This is a genomic window from Geodermatophilus sp. URMC 65 (genome assembly GCF_053502545.1).
The window spans coordinates 855,230-870,622 of the sequence record NZ_CP199954.1 but is presented as its reverse complement, the minus strand read 5'-3'; the positions used below and the strand labels follow the sequence as shown (position 1 = coordinate 870,622).

The following is a 15,393-nucleotide window of genomic DNA, read 5'->3' as shown; positions in this document are numbered from 1 at the left end:
GCTGCCTCCTCCGCCGCTGCAGACCTTCTGCAACCGCTGGGGTCCACGCCGGCGACACCGCTGATCGCAACGTTGGCCACGGGCGTTGCCACAGCCTCTGGTGCAGCCTGCGTCCCTTCATCGCACGCTCTGTGTCACAACGTAAGGTGTTACACATCACAGGTCAAGGACTTCCTGACCGTCAGTTCGGACCGTGCCCGAGACCGTCGGTTTGTGGAGGGCGATCGTCCGTAGAGGGCAAGGTCGACCCCCTCGTCGGCCTGGTCGGCGCCGTACTCGCCGAACAGCACGACGAACGGACCGGACGCCCCGCTACCTCGGCCTCGACGTCCTCGCCGGCGGCACATCCGCTCCCGTCACCCACGCCGCCGGCCAGCTGTCGCCCAGGACGTGATACCCCACCATCCCGACGCTCAGTGTCTCGGCTGATCACGCGTTGTGACCGTCACCGATACATCAAGACCTGGGTCGACGGCGGCCTACGGGTCGGCGACGATCACGCGGTGACGTAGGCGTGCCGTCGCCCGACAGCGCCCAGTGGCAGGTTGACATGGTGGGGAGGTCCACCCGGCCTTGTTGGTGGGCACCCCGGTTCGGTCGCGAGCTGCCGCCACGACTGTGACCGCCAGGCCGTCCCGAGCGACCCGGTAGGCGGTCCCGACCCGATCACGCGCGAGCCGACGACGCACTGCGCTGTCTGTCGTCGCTGCCTCCGCGCGGTTCGGCCCTCGCTCGACAGGCACGCTGACCTGCGGCTCGCAACCCCCGAGCGCGAGCGGTCCGGACCCAGATCCCGGCTCCGGGACCGCTCGCGCCATGGGTCAACGTCCCGTTGCCTCGGCGCCGCTGCGCCGGCGTTCGTACTCCGCCTCGGCCTCGAGGATCTCCCGGAGTTCCTCTGTCGGACCGCCGGCTCGCACCGACCAGAAGAACGAACCGGCACCGACCACGATCATGATGATCAGGTCGACAGGGTTGTCGAGCACGGGGGAGTCCAGCGGCCCGAACTGGCCGAGGTAGGCGAGGAACAGCATCACGAGGATGGTGGCGACCAGCCAGACCCCGCCGTGGATCTGTCGCCGGCCGACCTCGGTGCTCACGGCGTAGAGCCCTGCGATGAACACGGCGACGATCAGCACGATCGCGGTGAAGTACGCCGGGAACGCCCACCCACCCGGGGCCTGCTGCTGGTCGATCCTGAACAGCCAGCCGCCTCCGGCCGCGGTGACGACCCAGGCGACCGTGAACGCCGCGCAGAGCAGCCAGCTCGGGACCGGCCGGCTCCACCCCTTGATCACACTGGTGTAGCCGCCGTAGAGCGGGAGCGCGAAGAACACGAGGGTGAAGAGGTTGATCAGGGGCACCCAGCCCGCGAAGTAGATGAGCAGCAGGCTCGCCACGTACCCGAGCAGGCCCCAGAAGTAGGCCGCCTTGATCTTGACCGGACGCGGGAAGTCCGGTGCGGTGCGCCGCAGCACCGCCATGACCGGGCCGCCCATGACGTAGCTGAGGGTGAGCGCGATGGAGACCATCCCGACGAAGAGGTACCAGCTCGGCGCGGGGAAGAAGAACAGCAGACCGACCACGGTGCACCCGAGAAGGGCCACGATCGGTGTGCCGAAGCGGTTGATCCGCTGGAAGACCTTCGGCAGCTCGCCGTTGACCGACATCCCGTAGACCGTCCGGGTGCCGATGCCGAGGAACACCCAACCGGTGGCCGCAGGCGAGAGGGCGGCGTCGGAGAGCAGGACGATCGAGAACCACGTGAAGCCGGCCGCGACGACCGCGTTGAGCAGCGGCGACGACGACCAGCCGCTCTCGAGGAGCCCGGCCCAGTCCCCGGGCTGGACCCCGGCGGCCGCCCAGTCGATCGCCCCGATGAAACTGATCTGGAGCAGGAGGTAGATGACCAGCGGGATGAGGATGCCGCCGACGACGATCGCGATCGGGATGTTGCGCTGCGGGTTCACGACCTCGCCGCCGAAGTCGAGGATCTGCCGGAGCCCCGCGTAGGCGAAGACGATGCCGCCGCCCGCGAGGGCTCCCAAGACCGAGCCGCTGCCCAGCGGCGTGAAGCCGCCGCCGATGGTGAAGTTCGCCGAGTTGAACGCGGTGAACATGAGCAGTGCGGTGGTGACGGGGACCACGAGCTTCCAGATGGTGACGTACTTGTTCGACTCGCTCAGCAGTTTCGCCCCGAACGCGTTGAGGCCGAAGAAGACGAAGAGCAGGACGAAGCCGACGAGGATGCCGAGCGGCCACGAGAGGACCGTCGCGCCTTCCCGCTCTTCGAGGAAGCCGAGCTCCGGCCAGTTGCCGCCGATGTAGGTCAGGACGGCCTGGACCTCGATCACCGGGAGCGTCAGCGTCGCGATGAGGTAGCCCCAGCCGTTGAACCAGCTGAGGAAGGCGCCGTGTGTCAGCTGGGGGTAGCGGACGCCCGCGCCCGATCGCGGCAGCATCGCGCCGAGCTCCATCCACGCGACCCCGATGATGCCGAAGAACAGCGCGCCGACCACCCACGTGATGATCGAGGCGGGCCCGGCGATGCTCACCGCAGCGAGGGTGGCCAGGAGCCAGGCGGAGCCCACCTGGACGCTGACGGCCAGGGCGATCAGGCCGAAGAGGCCGATGTCCCTGTGGAGATGGGTATCGGCTTCCTCATACGCGCCTTCCACAACGAGGTCTTCAGACATGCTGGCTCCCCTTGTCGTCTGCATGGGTCTGCTATGCGGTTCTCGTGGCCTGGCGTTGTTCGTCGATGTGGACGCGGCCCGTCTGGCGTCCTCCAGCTGGTCTCACACAGCCCCCGACGGTCGAGCAGGCGGCCCGAGTCCGGTCGGCAGTCGGGACAGTAGGTCGGATGGACGGGCCGTCGGCTCCCGCGACTTGGTCACTGACATTGCGTCCTGAGTGGCCATCGTCAGATCAGTCCCTGGGCTACAGGGAGGGGTGTGGCGCAGGATCTGCTCCATCAGTTCGGCGGTCTGCTCGGCGGCGACCTCGGCAAGCCCGCGCCGGCCGTGTCCGACCTGCACGACAAACAGGCCGGACAGCCCATTGAAGATTTCCCACGCCGACGTGCAACAAGGTCCCCGTGGCGGCAAGACGACCGCGAGATCGCCATCTTGTGGTCGGCGGAGACCTGGGAGCTGGCGCCATGGGGACAGTCCTCGGATGTGGGGCTGTCACCCCAGAAGTAAGGTGTTACATGTCATATATATTGTGTTGAGGGTCACAGCCCTTGTCAAGGTTTCTTCGGGCGCGTTGACCCCCACGTCGAGGCGCGGAACGGCCACGACCATGTGCCGGCAGGGCGTGGCAGAGTCGTTGGTGGTGCTCGGGACCTGCAGAGGCGCGGCGATGTAGAAGTGCGCCCCGGCGCCCAACGCGGTCGTGCCGGGGACGGACGAATCGCCGCGTCGCTCCGACTGTCAGCGGACTTGACCAGCGGGGTCGGAAGCGTCAGCTGGCTCTTATTGGAGGTTGCTGCAGTCGGGGATCGGGACGGTCGCCGCCTGCAAGTCGCTCGGCATCGGTCGCAGGACCCGGCTAGCGACGGCGGGCCAGGACGGCGGGCCGCCGCCGGTGTGGCTGGCGAAGTATTCCCGCTCCGGTCGGTACCTCCCGCTGCTGGAACGGCAACGGATTGCCGCCCTGCGCGGTCGGGGGCTGGGGGTATGGGAGATCGCCCGCCGGCTGGGGCGAGCTCCGTCGACCGCTTGCCGGGAGCTGCGCCGCAACCTGCGGCCGCACGACCGGGCATCTACGACGGCGACCTGGTTCACGCCCGCGTGCGGGGCGGACCGCGGCGGCCACGTCGGCGCTGTCGAGTCGCCAGCCTGAGCTGCGGCGGATCATGCAGGGCGAGCTCGAGGAGGAGTGGAGCCGTGCGCAGATCGCCGCGCATTTGCGGGAAGCTCATCCGGAGCGGCCGACTGGGACCTGTGTCACGAGGCCATCCGTCAAGCGCTGCACCGCGGGGGAGAGGGCGACCCAAGCAGGACATTGATCAGGAAGCTGCGCACCGGCTCGCCGGCTGCTCCGCAAGCACCGGCGTCTCTCCATGGCGCGCACGCCGCGGTTTCTCGCTCCGGCTCGGCTGATCGGTCGGCGCCCGGTCGTGGCCGAGCACCGTGCCTACCGCGAGGACTGGGGTGGCGACCTCATCGTTGGCCGGAGAGCCGCTCAACGATCGATACCCTGGTCGACAGACGGAGCGGCCGTCTGCGGCTGGTGCGCCTGTCGAACGGACACGGCGACTGTGCTCTGACCGCTATCCGCGTACCCGGGCTAGGGACTCCCCGGCCGTTGCACTGGACTGCATGCGGTGATCGCCGGCAAGGCGTGCTCCTCATCGCGGCGAACGCGCCGGCGTGCCCACCGAGGGATCATCCGAGTGATCCGGAGCCTGACGACCAGGGCGCGCACCGATACTGCCGCGGCGGATGAGGGGGGCAGCCGATCAGCGGCGACCCCGCCGCTTGCCGCCGTCACACCGTCATCGAGCGGGACTTCGACGAGCTCAAGGCCTGGTGCGGCGTCCCCGACCGTTACGACCAGCGCGCCACCGTCGTCCACGGTGCGGTCGCCGTCGCGTCGATTTTCGGCCGACCATGGGGTCAGGAGGCTGGCTCTGGTCGTGAGGTAAATGGGTTCCGTGCACCTCACGTCACGCAGGGCGTCCGCTGGGCGGTGGCGTTCAACAGCGGGGAGCCAACGAGGGGCGCGACCCAGAGCTACGGCGTGGCGACGTGGTCGGTGGCGCTCGCGGCTGGCGGCCTCGAGCCGCGCATCCCGGTCCGGGTGGTCGCGGCCAGGACGTGCTGTCGCTCGGTTCAGACGTCGCCTTCTGTCCGGCCCGCCCAGATGCCACGGCTGTGGGCGAGGTGCTTGCGCGTGAGTTCGGCGGTCAACTCGGCATTCCCAGACTCGATGGCGTCAACGATGGCAAGGTGCTCCTCGCCGGAGTGGGTCAGCTCGCCCCGGTCTGCCAGTTTCTGCAGGCCCTGCATGCGGGCCTGGTCGCGCAACTGGCCGACAAGTGCCACGAGGCGGCGATTGCCCAACCGGTCGAGCAGTCCGAGGTGAAACTGCCGGTCGAGTTCGAGGAAAGCGGTGAGGTTCCCATCGCGTGCGGCCTCGGTGATCTGCTCGGCGAGCTGCCGGAACCGTGGCAGGGGTGCCCCGTCCACGACCTGGGCGACTTCAGCCATGGCCGGCACCTCCACCATGGTCCGAATGCGGAAGATCTCGTCGAGGTCATGGTCGGTGAGCACCGGCACCCGGAAGCCGCGGTTGCGGATGACCTCGACCATGCCGAGATTGGCCAGATCCATGATGGCTTCCCGAACCGGGGTGATCGAGACGCCAAGTGCTGCGGCCACGTTGATGACGCTTTCCACCTGCCCGGGTTCGATCTGCCCCAGCAGGATCTGAGTCCGTACCGCCTCCCGTGCCTGCTCCCGGAGACTCACTGACCTGAGCTGGGGACTCGGGGCGGACAGTGCTGCCCGGCGGGAGGCGGTCATGCCTAATACATAGCACGGAGCGCACGCGGGTCGTCGCAGATATTGGGGGGCCGGTCGCGCGGCCGCTCACGCCTCGTCAGGAGCTGCCCTGTCCCCGGGCGCGCCAGGAGGGCAGCGGACACGCCACATGTCGGGCGCGTCGCTGGCGAGCGCGTCGAGCGGTGGATCCTGGTCGCCGACTTACGGGAGCAACTTGTCCGCCAGGAGGTGGGCGATGGCCCAGTCCTGCATGGCGACACCGACGGTCTTGAACACGGTCCGCTTGCCGTACTCGGTGGAGGGGGCGATCAGCGCGGTGCCGAGCTCTGTGAGAGCGTCTTGAGTGATGGCACCGGCCTTGAGGGCGTGGATGATCTCGCCGGACTCCGCGAGGATCGCGTCGAGCTCATCGATGACGACGGTGCTCGTGGCGAGCAGCTCATCAGGCAGTTCTCGCATGGTGGGGCGATAGGCGCCGATGGCGTTGACATGCACGTGGGCAGGCAGCGCCGACTCCGCGAACAGCGGGCTGGTCGCGTTGGTCGCACAGCAGACGATCTCGGCCTCCCGGACGGCCGACTCCGGGTCGGTCGCCGCGCGGAGCTCTACCCCTGCCAGCTCGGGTTCGAGCGCGTCGACGAGGGCTCGGGCGCGTCGCTCGTCCGTATCCACCACGGTCAGCCGGCGCAGCGGCCGGACCGCGTGGACCGCGCGGACCTGATCGGGAGCCTGTCCGCCCGCACCGATCATGGTCAGCCGAGCGGCCTCGGGTGCGGCGAGGAGATCGGTGGCAACGCCGACGGCCGCGCCCGTGCGCAGGGTCGTCACGGCTCCGGCGTCGGCGACCAGGTGGTCCAGGCGACCGGTCTCGCTCCAGACCACGGTGCCTGCGATGGCGGGCTTGCGCTCAAAGTTCACGCTGAGCGTCTTGATCATGGCGGACGCGGTAGACCGGTGATGAGCCGACATCACCAGGAACTGCCCGTCCCGCAGTGCGGTGCGCGTGGGCATCTCGAACTCTCCGCGGGCCAGGTCGATGAAGCCGCGCCGGACGGCGTCGATGGCCTCGTTCATCGTCACGGCCTCGCGGATCTCACGCTGACCGAGGGTGATGGTCTCCATAGCACTCCACCTCGTTGTCGGGTCCTCCTCGACCGGCCGACGGGAGGAAGCGTGCCGCGTGAGGTATTACACCTTGCTGAGGGCTCCATGTGCAATAGCCGACTTCCGGTCGCGATGTCAGCCCCACCCAAGCTGGCGACTGCTCCTCTAGCACCCTTCGCCCAGCAGCCGCCACAGTGACCGCCTCCGCAGCACAGGCGCCCGTTCCTCCTCCAGAGGCGTTACCGCAGCGAAGCTCCTCTGACCCGACCTGGTCCTCCCCGCCAGGGGTGATGAGGAGTTGAGTCCGGCTCCCCGCCCGCCGGGCCGGTCTCCATCGCGTTGTAGGTGGATTCGGCGAGACGCAAGCCCTCGCGGACGGTCATCCTGCCGCCAGGGCCCTCGCACTACTCCAGTGTCAACCTGCGCATTCATCCTCGGATAACGCTCGCCAACGGCATCAAGATCAATTCGCAGTCTCTCGTTCACGTCAAAGGGGTGCTGCCACGAGGACGTCCGCGTTTTTCTAATCCCCGACCGCAGAACAAGACGCTCGCGACCTGAGCTCCTTGAGGCTTGTGCGGGAACCTCGGGCCCGGCGGCGCATCGTCTCCTGCGGCTCGCCAGGGCCGCCGACCGGTCCCCGTGCTGGTCGAGGAGGCATTGCTCGACCACCATTGGGCTGCGTCCGGCGTCAATCGTCATCGTCCGCCGTCGTTCCGTAGTCCTTCTGACCTGCGCGGACCGAGTTGTGCGAACCTGCATGAGTTCGCGTCCGACGTCTAGGGGTCAAGCCCGTAGTTGCGACTCCTGTCAGCCCCGACAAGTGATGTCTCAGGACATCCCGGACGCCCAGACCCACGGATTGTGCGTTCGAGCGTTCGTCATTTCCGGGCGGAGCCGGGTGGCCGTCCGGTGGGCTGGTGGTCGCGGGCGCGGTCGATGGGCGAGCTGGCGGAGGAGGTCGCCGGTGGCGGCGTTGACGACGCGGACGTGTTGATCCTGGAGGAGGGGTAGGACGTGGGTTGGGGCGTGGGTCCGGCCGATGCCGGGTGGTCGCCGGCGAGTGGGCCGACGAGGAACTCCTGATCCCGCAGACGGTTCGGGGGGCACGGTCTTGTGTGCTTTCGGCGGGTCCTCGATCGATCGCGGTCAGCCATAGACCGAGGTCGAATCATGGGTCAGTCCTCGTGGCCGCTCATCATGGCCCGCCTCGTCGATCCGATGGTGAGCGTGACCTCGTCCAGGGGCGTCGCGGCCGGGGTGGCCCGCCGGTCGGCAGGGGAGTCCTGGCGCGGGAGCGGGCGGCTCCGACGCTGGCGACGACGACCAACGCGACCGCGAGCAGCTGCACCGGGGTGAGCACCTGGCCGAGCACGACCAGCCCGGCCAGGGCCGCCGCGGCCGGTTCCAGGCTCATGAGCACGCCGAACACCCGGCTGGCCAAGGCGCGCAGCGCGGTGAGCTCGAGGGCGTAGGGCACCACCGACGACAGCAGGGCCACCGCCAGCCCGACCAGCAGCACGTCGGGCGCCACCAGTGCCGATCCGGCCGAGGTGACCCCCATCGGCAGCACCATGAGAGCGGCTGCTCCGCTGGCCAGAGCCAACCCGTCCAGCCCGGTGGTGCGGCGCCCGGTCTCGGCTGACAGCAGGATGTAGCCCGCCCAGCACGCCCCCGCGCCGAGGGCGAAGACGACCCCGGCCGGGTCTAGTCCGGTCAGGGAGCCGTACCCGAGCAGGAACACGCCGGCGGCGGCCATCAGCACCCAGCCGAGGTGCTGCAGCCGGCGTGACAGCACCGCGGCCAGGCCCAGCGGCCCGAGGAACTCCACGGTGACCGCCGCGCCGATCGGCATCCGCGCGAGCGCCTCGTAGAACAGCCCGTTCATCGCGGCCAGCAAGATTCCGAACGCTGCGATCACGGCCCAGTCGGCCCGCGAGCGGCCCCGCCAGCGGGGACGGACCAGGAGCATCAGCACGAGCGCGGCGCCGCACAGCCGCAAAGTCACCATGCCGGCCGGGCCGGCCCGGTCGAACATTGTCGCGGCCAGGGCACCGCCGAACTGCACCGAGAGGATGCCGCCGAGCACCATGCCGACCGCCCCCGCCTTTCCGGGCATGGCCCAGCCGCGCAGCGAGGCGCGTCCATCGGCGGCAGCGGTGGGCGGTGGCGAGGTGCTCATGTTCGATGCGATCCCCGGCAGCGTTGCGGTGGTTGGGCACCCCCGACGCTAGCCACCGTCCCGCCGCGAACGGAAATGCCGATTCACCCAGGTCTGTGCTCCCGGGATGAGACCCGAGGTCCGCCATGTCGGGGCAGCGGCCCGGGTCGGAGTCACTGCCCGGCGGCGTCACCTTCGCTCGGGCCTCGCCCCTCCGCCTCGGGCCCATGCTCCCGCGGCCTGCGGGTCCGTGCGCTTGAGGCGCTGACGGATCGCTGCGACGTTGCCCGCCAGATCCTCGAGCGCCTCGACGGCGCGGGTCGCGAACGCGAGGTTGTCGCGCTGCCGCCCGGCGCTGGGCTCGCGGGTGCCTGCGGGGTCTGGAGCGCTCCCGCGGCCGACGTGTCGTCTCCGCCCACGGCTGGCCGCTGCGCGGATCGCCGAACAGCTCACGCAGCATCCGCTGTGCCGATTCGAGGAACTCGCCCGGTCGGGCCGGTTGATCGCCATCCGTTCCCCCATAGCTCCTGTTGAGCACGTCGCGGGGATCGGGGATGGCCTCCGCAGCGACGCGACCAACTTACGACCAACAAATCGCCCTCAACTGCCGGCGACAGCTGACGACGTCCGGTGATGGCGGACCCCGCTGACCTGGGCGTTCATCTTCGACCAATCGCTGCCAACACTGTCAAGATCAAATCGCAGGCTTACAGCGCAGCGTTGGTGATCTTGCGTGCGGCATGAGGTGGGGAGTAGCTAGGGTCGCTTCCTCACCGCATCCGCGCCTCGGCCCACGGGCTGGAGACTGCGGAAGGCAGGCGGACCCGACAGGGCACAGGGGTCCGGTGACCCGCCGCATGACCCTTCGAGACGCCGTCACGCTCGGCGACGATGGCCTCCGAGTGGTTTGGGCCGCCGTCGCGGGCCGGGACCTCGGGACTTGACCACCATTCTGACCACCATTGGGGCCAGTTCGGCGCTGTCCGTCTCCGTTCGCTGCCGTTCCGTATGCCGCTTGACCTGCGCAGACGAACTCAGGCGGACGCGCGCGAACCCGCGGCCGACGGCTGGGGGTCAAGGGTTCGAGTCCCCTCAGCTCCACCCTGTTCATCAGCCGTCCTCCCGTCAGGGGGAGAACCTGAGGCGCCTCAGGCGGCATGGTGGTGGCACTGGGCCTGTGTCGTCGATGACTCGACAGTGCTGTCCCGTCCGGTCACACAAACCGAGGAAGAGGGCGGATGACGAGTCGCTCCTCCACCGACCGGCCGTCCAATACCAGCCGAACCCTCCACACCCCCGAGCTGCGCAGCGGGGTGACCGGATCGCCGTCCACCATCCGCTGGAAGGCTTCCCGGGCCTCCTCGGGGCTCTGGCAGGACTCCCATCGCGGGGTGCGCTGCAGGGGGCTGACGAACTCGACGCGGTGGGAATCCTTCGTGTCGTCGGGTGAGACGGCCGGCTCCTCCGGCATGACGGTGGACAAGCGCGGCCGGCCCAGGACGTACTTCCCGTTCCGCCGGACACCCAGCCAGTCGTAGTTCCCGGTTGCGAGCTTGGCCCAGAGTGCCTCGGGCTTCCTGCACTGCTCGAGGATCGGGTAGAGCTGGTGGCCGAGTTGGACGTGCGCATGCGACCGCTCAGGCGCCATGACGAATCGTAGGGGCGGTAAGCCGGGTCCGCGCTCGCCATCGGCATCCGCCGACGCGACCCGCGAGCCGAGACCGAGGAGGGCTGACAGCGCGCCTGCGTCGAGCACGTGGGCATTGATGTAGCCGGAGGAGGAGCGACGGGGGGTTGACTGTTTCTGAAACCGGTTTCATACTGTTTCAAGATCCGTGAGGAGGCGTGATGTCCATTCGCGAGGTCGCTGCTCGGGCCGGGGTCTCCCCGGCCACCGTTCCCGGGTCTTCACGCAGCCCCAGGCGGTCGCCGCCAAGACTCGGCGCCGGGTCATGACGGCGGCCGAGGAGCTCCGGTACGCCCCCCATCCGGCGGCGAGTTCGCTCGCGCGAGGGCGGACCGGCAACCTCGGCATCGTCGTCCCCGACATCTCGAACTCCTTCTCCGCCTTGGTCACCAAGGCGGTCGACCGGCAGGCGCGCCGGGACGGCTACGCCCTCTTCGTCGCCGGCTCCGACGAGGTCGTGCCCGACGAGGAAGCGTCGGTACGAGCCCTGGCCCAGCAGGTGGACGGGCTGCTGCTCGTGTCGCCGCGGATGCCGGACGAGGCCCTGCTGGCACTCGCCGACATGACGCCAGTCGTCATGCTCAACCGCCTCCTCGACGGCATCCCGGCCGTGCTCACGAACCTCTACGAGGGGACCGGTCACGCCGTCGAGCACCTGCACGCACTCGGACACCGCGCCGTCGTCTACCTGGCCGGCCCGGACGGCTACCCCAATGAGGTCCGGCTGCGCGGATTCCGCGACGCCTGCAGCCGACTGGGCGTGGAGGGATCCGAGCTCGGCCCCTTCGCGGCCCGGTTCCAGGACGGCGTGCGTGCTGCGGATCTCGTCCTCGCGACGTCCGTGACGGCTGTTGTCGCCTACAACGACGAGATCGCGGTGGGAGCTGTGAACCGGCTCGCCGACCGTGGGGTCGCTGTGCCCGGCGCCATCAGCGTCGTCGGCTTTGACGACACTCAGCTCGCCGAGATGGTGACGCCCCGGTTGACCACAGTGCGGATCCCGGCCGCAACGGCCGGGACCGCCGCCGTCGAGCTGTTGCTGGACCTCGTTCGGGGCCATGAGGCGGCCCTGCGCAGTCCGCTGGAAGTCTGCGGTGAGCTGGTCGTCCGGTCGAGCACTGGTCCGGCCCCCACCTCGCCCGATCCGGACCAGGGGTCCGCAGCATGACCGATACCGGACTGCGCTACGAGGCGGCGACCGAGCGTCGGAGCTGGATGCTCTCGACGCTGCGAACGGTGGGCTTTTTGTCCGTCACCGACCTCGCCCGCCAGCTCGGTGTCTCGCAGATGACCATCCGCCGCGACTTGCACGCCCTCGAGGACGACGGTCACGTCCGGTTGGTGCACGGCGGGGCCAGCCTCACGCCCGGCGCTCCGCTGCGTTCCAGCTCTCCCGAGGACGACGACGCTGAGGCCCGAGAACGGGTGGCCGCGTTTGCCGTGGGTCTCGTGGGCGATAAGGACACGATCGCCATCGATGCCGGGGCGACGGGTCACGCGGTGGCCCGCGCGCTTCCGGAGACCTTCCGCGGGTGTGTCATCAGCCACTCCCTGCCCGTGCTGCAGTGCCTCTCCACCGGCGGGCTCGAGCGGGTGGTCGCTCTGGGAGGCGAACTCCTAGCCGGCCGACACGCGTTCGTCGGCCCGACGACGGAAGCTGCGACCGCCCAGCTGCGGGTCCGGACGTTCTTCTTCACCCCGTGCGGGATCGACGCCCGTGGCCTGTACGCCGCGTCTCCCGCTGAGGCGAGTGTTCAGCGGCAGCTCATGGACATCGCCGACGACGTGGTCCTGGTGGTGACGCAGGAGGCGTTCCGTACCTCGGCGCCGGCGCGGATCGCGCCGCTCGGCCGACTGACGAGACTGGTCACGGATCAGCGGCCTCCTGCGGAGCTGGCCTGTGCCCTGCGACGGGTGGGAGTGCCTCCGCACGTCGTGGACGGGTGACCCGTCCTGTGCGCGGCTCGCCACTCGGCAAGGTCTCGATCCTCGTGCCGACCGCCTACTTCGGTGTTCTGGACCGAACATTGAATGTGCAATGTCGAACGCGAACGCCCGTTGTGACGCTCACAACCCGCGCTTAACGTGCTCGACGCCATCTGGGTGAGTGGCCGGCGTCACGACGTCCGCTCCGCTCACCCTCGAGGCGCAGGGCCCAGTAAGGGGCCGAACATCGAAGGAAGGCGCGATGGTGGCGAGTCACGGTCATGGGAGCGGCCATTCCCTGAGGACGAAGGGTGGATCCGGGCGGTCAAAAGCGAACAACCGGTTCCTCGTCAAGCTGACCGTAATCTCCACGCTCGGCGGTCTCCTGTTTGGCTATGACACCGGGGTCATCTCCGGCGCGCTGCTGTACATGCGGGACGACCTCGCGCTGACCCCGCTGACCGAGGCCGTGGTGGTCAGTTCCCTGCTGTTCCCCGGTGCGGCGTTCGGTGCGCTTCTCGGGGGCAAGCTGGCCGACGCCCTCGGCCGCAAGGGCAGCCTCCTGGTCTGCGCCGGGCTGTTCCTGGTTGGGGCGCTGATCTGCGCGATCGCACCCAACGTGGTTATCATGACCACCGGCCGGATCCTCCTCGGGTTTGGTGTCGGCGCCGCCGCGGTGACGTGTCCGCTCTACCTCGCCGAGATGGCCCCCGCCGACCGGCGCGGGCGCATGGTCACCATCAACGAGCTGATGATCGTGACCGGGCAGTTCCTGGCCTTCGCGATGAACGCGCTGCTCGACGCCCTCATCCACGACCCGCACGTCTGGCGGTGGATGCTCGGCGTCGCCACGATCCCTGCGGTGGGGCTGTTCGTCGGGATGTTCTTCCTCCCGGACTCCCCACGCTGGTATGCCGTTCGCGGGCGACTCGAAGAAACCCGGCGCGTCCTCGGCCTCAGCCGGGGCCCGGCGGAGGCTGCCGAGGAGTACAACGTCATCGCCGAGCACGCCCGCCGTGACGTCTCCGAGGACAAGGGCGCGGCGATGCGCGACCTGCGGGAGTTCGCCTGGATGCGCCGGATCCTGTGGATCGGCTGCGGGCTGGCGACGGTGCAGCAGGCCACCGGCATCAACACGGTCAACTACTACGCACCGACCATCCTGGAGTCGACCGGCCTCGGGGCGAGCGCGTCGCTGATCCTGACCATCACCGTCGGTGTGGTGGCGATCATCGGGACCATCCTGGGCATCGTCCTCATCGGGCACTTCAACCGCCGCACCCTGCTGCTTACCGGGTTCACCGGTGTGGCGGCAGGGCACGCCATCCTGGCGCTGTCCTTCCTGCTGCCCGAGACCGCCTTCCGCAGCTACCTCATCCTGGCCGCGATGCTGTTCGTGGTCTTCTTCGTGCAGACATTCATCGGCACACTGGTGTGGCTGCTGCTCTCGGAGATCTTCCCGATGACCATTCGAGGGTTCGCCATGGGCATCGCGGTGTTTGTGCTGTGGACGGTGAACGCGGCCATCTCCTTCGCGTTCCCGCCGCTCGTGGCGGCACTGGGTGCGACTCCCACCTTCGGTCTCTTCGCACTGATCAACGTCGGTTCATGGTTCTTCGTCAAGAAGTTCGCGCCCGAGACTCGCGGCCGCACCCTGGAGGAGCTTGAGGACGACTTCCGGACGCACGACGCCGGGCACTTCGTCCACGAGGCCCCAGCCGGCGTCCGCGGCGGCTGAGGTCGGGTCAGAGCTACTGCTATCGCGCAGCACCCCGGGGGTCGATGTGAGCCTCGTCAGGCAGAGCGGCGGCCCTACGGGCCCAAGACGCAGCAGCACAATCGCTCCAAGCTTCAAGGAGCGGTTCGGCCGCGCCTACGACATCGAGCTGCAGCGGTGGGTCGACGCCGCCCGCCGCGGCCAGATCGACGGGCCCGGCGCGTGGGACGGCTACGCCGCCCAGGCGGTGTGCGCGGCCGGCGTCGAGGCGCTGCGCAGCGGTCAGCGCACCGAGGTCCGGCTCCAGTTGCGCGAGGGCACGCCGTCATGAGGATCGCCCTGGACCCGCAGATGCTGCGGACCACGCCGCTGCTGGAGCTGCCCGACGTGGTGGCCGGCATGGGCTACGAGTGGATCGAGCTCTCACCCCGGGAGGACTTCATCCCGTTCTTCAAGCACCCGCGGGTCGATACCGCCACGGTGCGCGCCTTCCGGTCGAAACTGGCCGACGCCGGCGTGGGCGTCACCTCGCTGCTGCCGGTGATGCGCTGGTCAGGCCCGGGTGAGGTGGAGCGGCAGGCCGCCGTCCGCTACTGGAAGCGGGCCATCGAGATGTGCGTCGAGCTCGGCGTGGACACGATGAACTCGGAGTTCAACGGCCGCCCCGAGGCGCCGGAGCTCGCCGAGGCGATGTTCTGGCGGTCGATGGAGGAGCTGCTGCCGGTCTTCGAGCGGGAGGGCGTCAAGCTGGCCCTCGAGCCGCACCCGGACGACTTCATCGAGCTCGGCCTCCCGGCGCTCGACATGATCCGCGGCATAGACAGCCCGTGCGTGTCCTTCCTGTACTGCCTGCCGCACACGTTCCACCAGGGCGACGACGCGCCGGGGATCATCGCGAACGCCGGTGAGCTGCTCACCCACGTGCACGTGGCCGACTCGATGGACCACCGGGCCTCCGACGGGCTGCGCTACATCACCAACCCGCCGGGCAACACCACCCGCGTCCACCAGCACATGGAGATCGGCCGCGGCGACGTCGACTTCGACGAGGCCTTCGCCGCCCTGGCGGGGATCGGCTTCGACGGCGTCCTCACCACCTGCGTCTTCGGCTGGGACGACCAGGCCCGCGAGTCCGGGATCCGCATGCTCGACGGGATCCGCCGGCTGGTCGGCAAGCACTTCGGCGGCGCGGAGCCGGCCTCCGTCGGCGCCCGACCCGACGCCGGCACCTCCCGGCCGAACTTCCCGCAGACCCCGCTCCCCGACGACACCGCTCCCTGACGTCGGA

Annotated in this window: 12 protein-coding genes; 7 read left to right on the top strand and 5 right to left on the bottom strand. The window is 69.3% G+C overall.

The window, feature by feature from the left end; all coding sequences use genetic code 11:
• Positions 1–821: 821 nt before the first annotated feature.
• A complete protein-coding gene (locus ACWIX7_RS04015; protein WP_448620326.1) occupies positions 822–2,696 on the bottom strand; it encodes an APC family permease in 1,875 nt (624 codons plus the stop codon).
• A 258-nt stretch (positions 2,697–2,954) separates the two neighbouring features.
• On the opposite strand from ACWIX7_RS04015, the gene ACWIX7_RS04010 reads away from it, so the two are divergent.
• Positions 2,955–3,203 (top strand): hypothetical protein, encoded by a 249-nt coding sequence (locus tag ACWIX7_RS04010; RefSeq protein ID WP_448620325.1) that lies wholly within the window; start codon positions 2,955–2,957, stop codon positions 3,201–3,203.
• A 385-nt stretch (positions 3,204–3,588) separates the two neighbouring features.
• A complete protein-coding gene (locus ACWIX7_RS04005) occupies positions 3,589–3,846 on the top strand; it encodes a helix-turn-helix domain-containing protein (protein WP_448622129.1) in 258 nt (85 codons plus the stop codon).
• 992 nt (positions 3,847–4,838) lie between these two features.
• Here ACWIX7_RS04005 and ACWIX7_RS04000 read toward each other — a convergent pair.
• The 4 genes from ACWIX7_RS04000 to ACWIX7_RS03985 all read right to left on the bottom strand — a co-directional run bounded on the left by ACWIX7_RS04000 (position 4,839) and on the right by ACWIX7_RS03985 (position 10,531).
• The gene (locus ACWIX7_RS04000) at positions 4,839–5,477 is read right to left on the bottom strand and encodes a GntR family transcriptional regulator (RefSeq protein WP_446766016.1); all 639 of its coding nucleotides are present in this window, start codon (positions 5,475–5,477) and stop codon (positions 4,839–4,841) included.
• A gap of 234 nt (positions 5,478–5,711) precedes the next feature.
• The gene (locus tag ACWIX7_RS03995; protein WP_448620324.1) at positions 5,712–6,632 is read right to left on the bottom strand and encodes an ornithine cyclodeaminase family protein; all 921 of its coding nucleotides are present in this window, start codon (positions 6,630–6,632) and stop codon (positions 5,712–5,714) included.
• A 1,180-nt stretch (positions 6,633–7,812) separates the two neighbouring features.
• Positions 7,813–8,796 carry an EamA family transporter gene (locus tag ACWIX7_RS03990; protein ID WP_448620323.1) on the bottom strand — a complete coding sequence of 328 codons (984 nt, stop codon included), beginning with the start codon at positions 8,794–8,796 and terminating at the stop codon, positions 7,813–7,815.
• A gap of 1,192 nt (positions 8,797–9,988) precedes the next feature.
• Positions 9,989–10,531: a hypothetical protein gene (locus ACWIX7_RS03985; protein ID WP_446766019.1), complete on the bottom strand. Its 543-nt coding sequence runs from the start codon at positions 10,529–10,531 to the stop codon at positions 9,989–9,991.
• Between the two features lie 196 nt (positions 10,532–10,727).
• On the opposite strand from ACWIX7_RS03985, the gene ACWIX7_RS03980 reads away from it, so the two are divergent.
• The 5 genes from ACWIX7_RS03980 to ACWIX7_RS03960 all read left to right on the top strand — a co-directional run bounded on the left by ACWIX7_RS03980 (position 10,728) and on the right by ACWIX7_RS03960 (position 15,386).
• A complete protein-coding gene (locus ACWIX7_RS03980; RefSeq protein ID WP_448620322.1) occupies positions 10,728–11,630 on the top strand; it encodes a LacI family DNA-binding transcriptional regulator in 903 nt (300 codons plus the stop codon).
• Positions 11,627–12,409 (top strand): DeoR/GlpR family DNA-binding transcription regulator, encoded by a 783-nt coding sequence (locus tag ACWIX7_RS03975; protein WP_448620321.1) that lies wholly within the window; start codon positions 11,627–11,629, stop codon positions 12,407–12,409. The genes ACWIX7_RS03980 and ACWIX7_RS03975 overlap by 4 nt, the downstream gene beginning before the upstream one ends.
• A 241-nt stretch (positions 12,410–12,650) precedes the next feature.
• Positions 12,651–14,126, top strand: a complete 1,476-nt coding sequence (locus ACWIX7_RS03970) for a sugar porter family MFS transporter (RefSeq protein ID WP_448620320.1) — start codon at positions 12,651–12,653, stop codon at positions 14,124–14,126.
• Positions 14,127–14,172: 46 nt separating this feature from the next.
• Positions 14,173–14,436 (top strand): Gfo/Idh/MocA family oxidoreductase, encoded by a 264-nt coding sequence (locus tag ACWIX7_RS03965; RefSeq protein ID WP_448620319.1) that lies wholly within the window; start codon positions 14,173–14,175, stop codon positions 14,434–14,436.
• Complete coding sequence (locus ACWIX7_RS03960) at positions 14,433–15,386, top strand: sugar phosphate isomerase/epimerase family protein (protein WP_448619378.1); 954 nt, start codon at positions 14,433–14,435, stop codon at positions 15,384–15,386. The genes ACWIX7_RS03965 and ACWIX7_RS03960 overlap by 4 nt, the downstream gene beginning before the upstream one ends.
• Positions 15,387–15,393 lie beyond the last annotated feature (7 nt).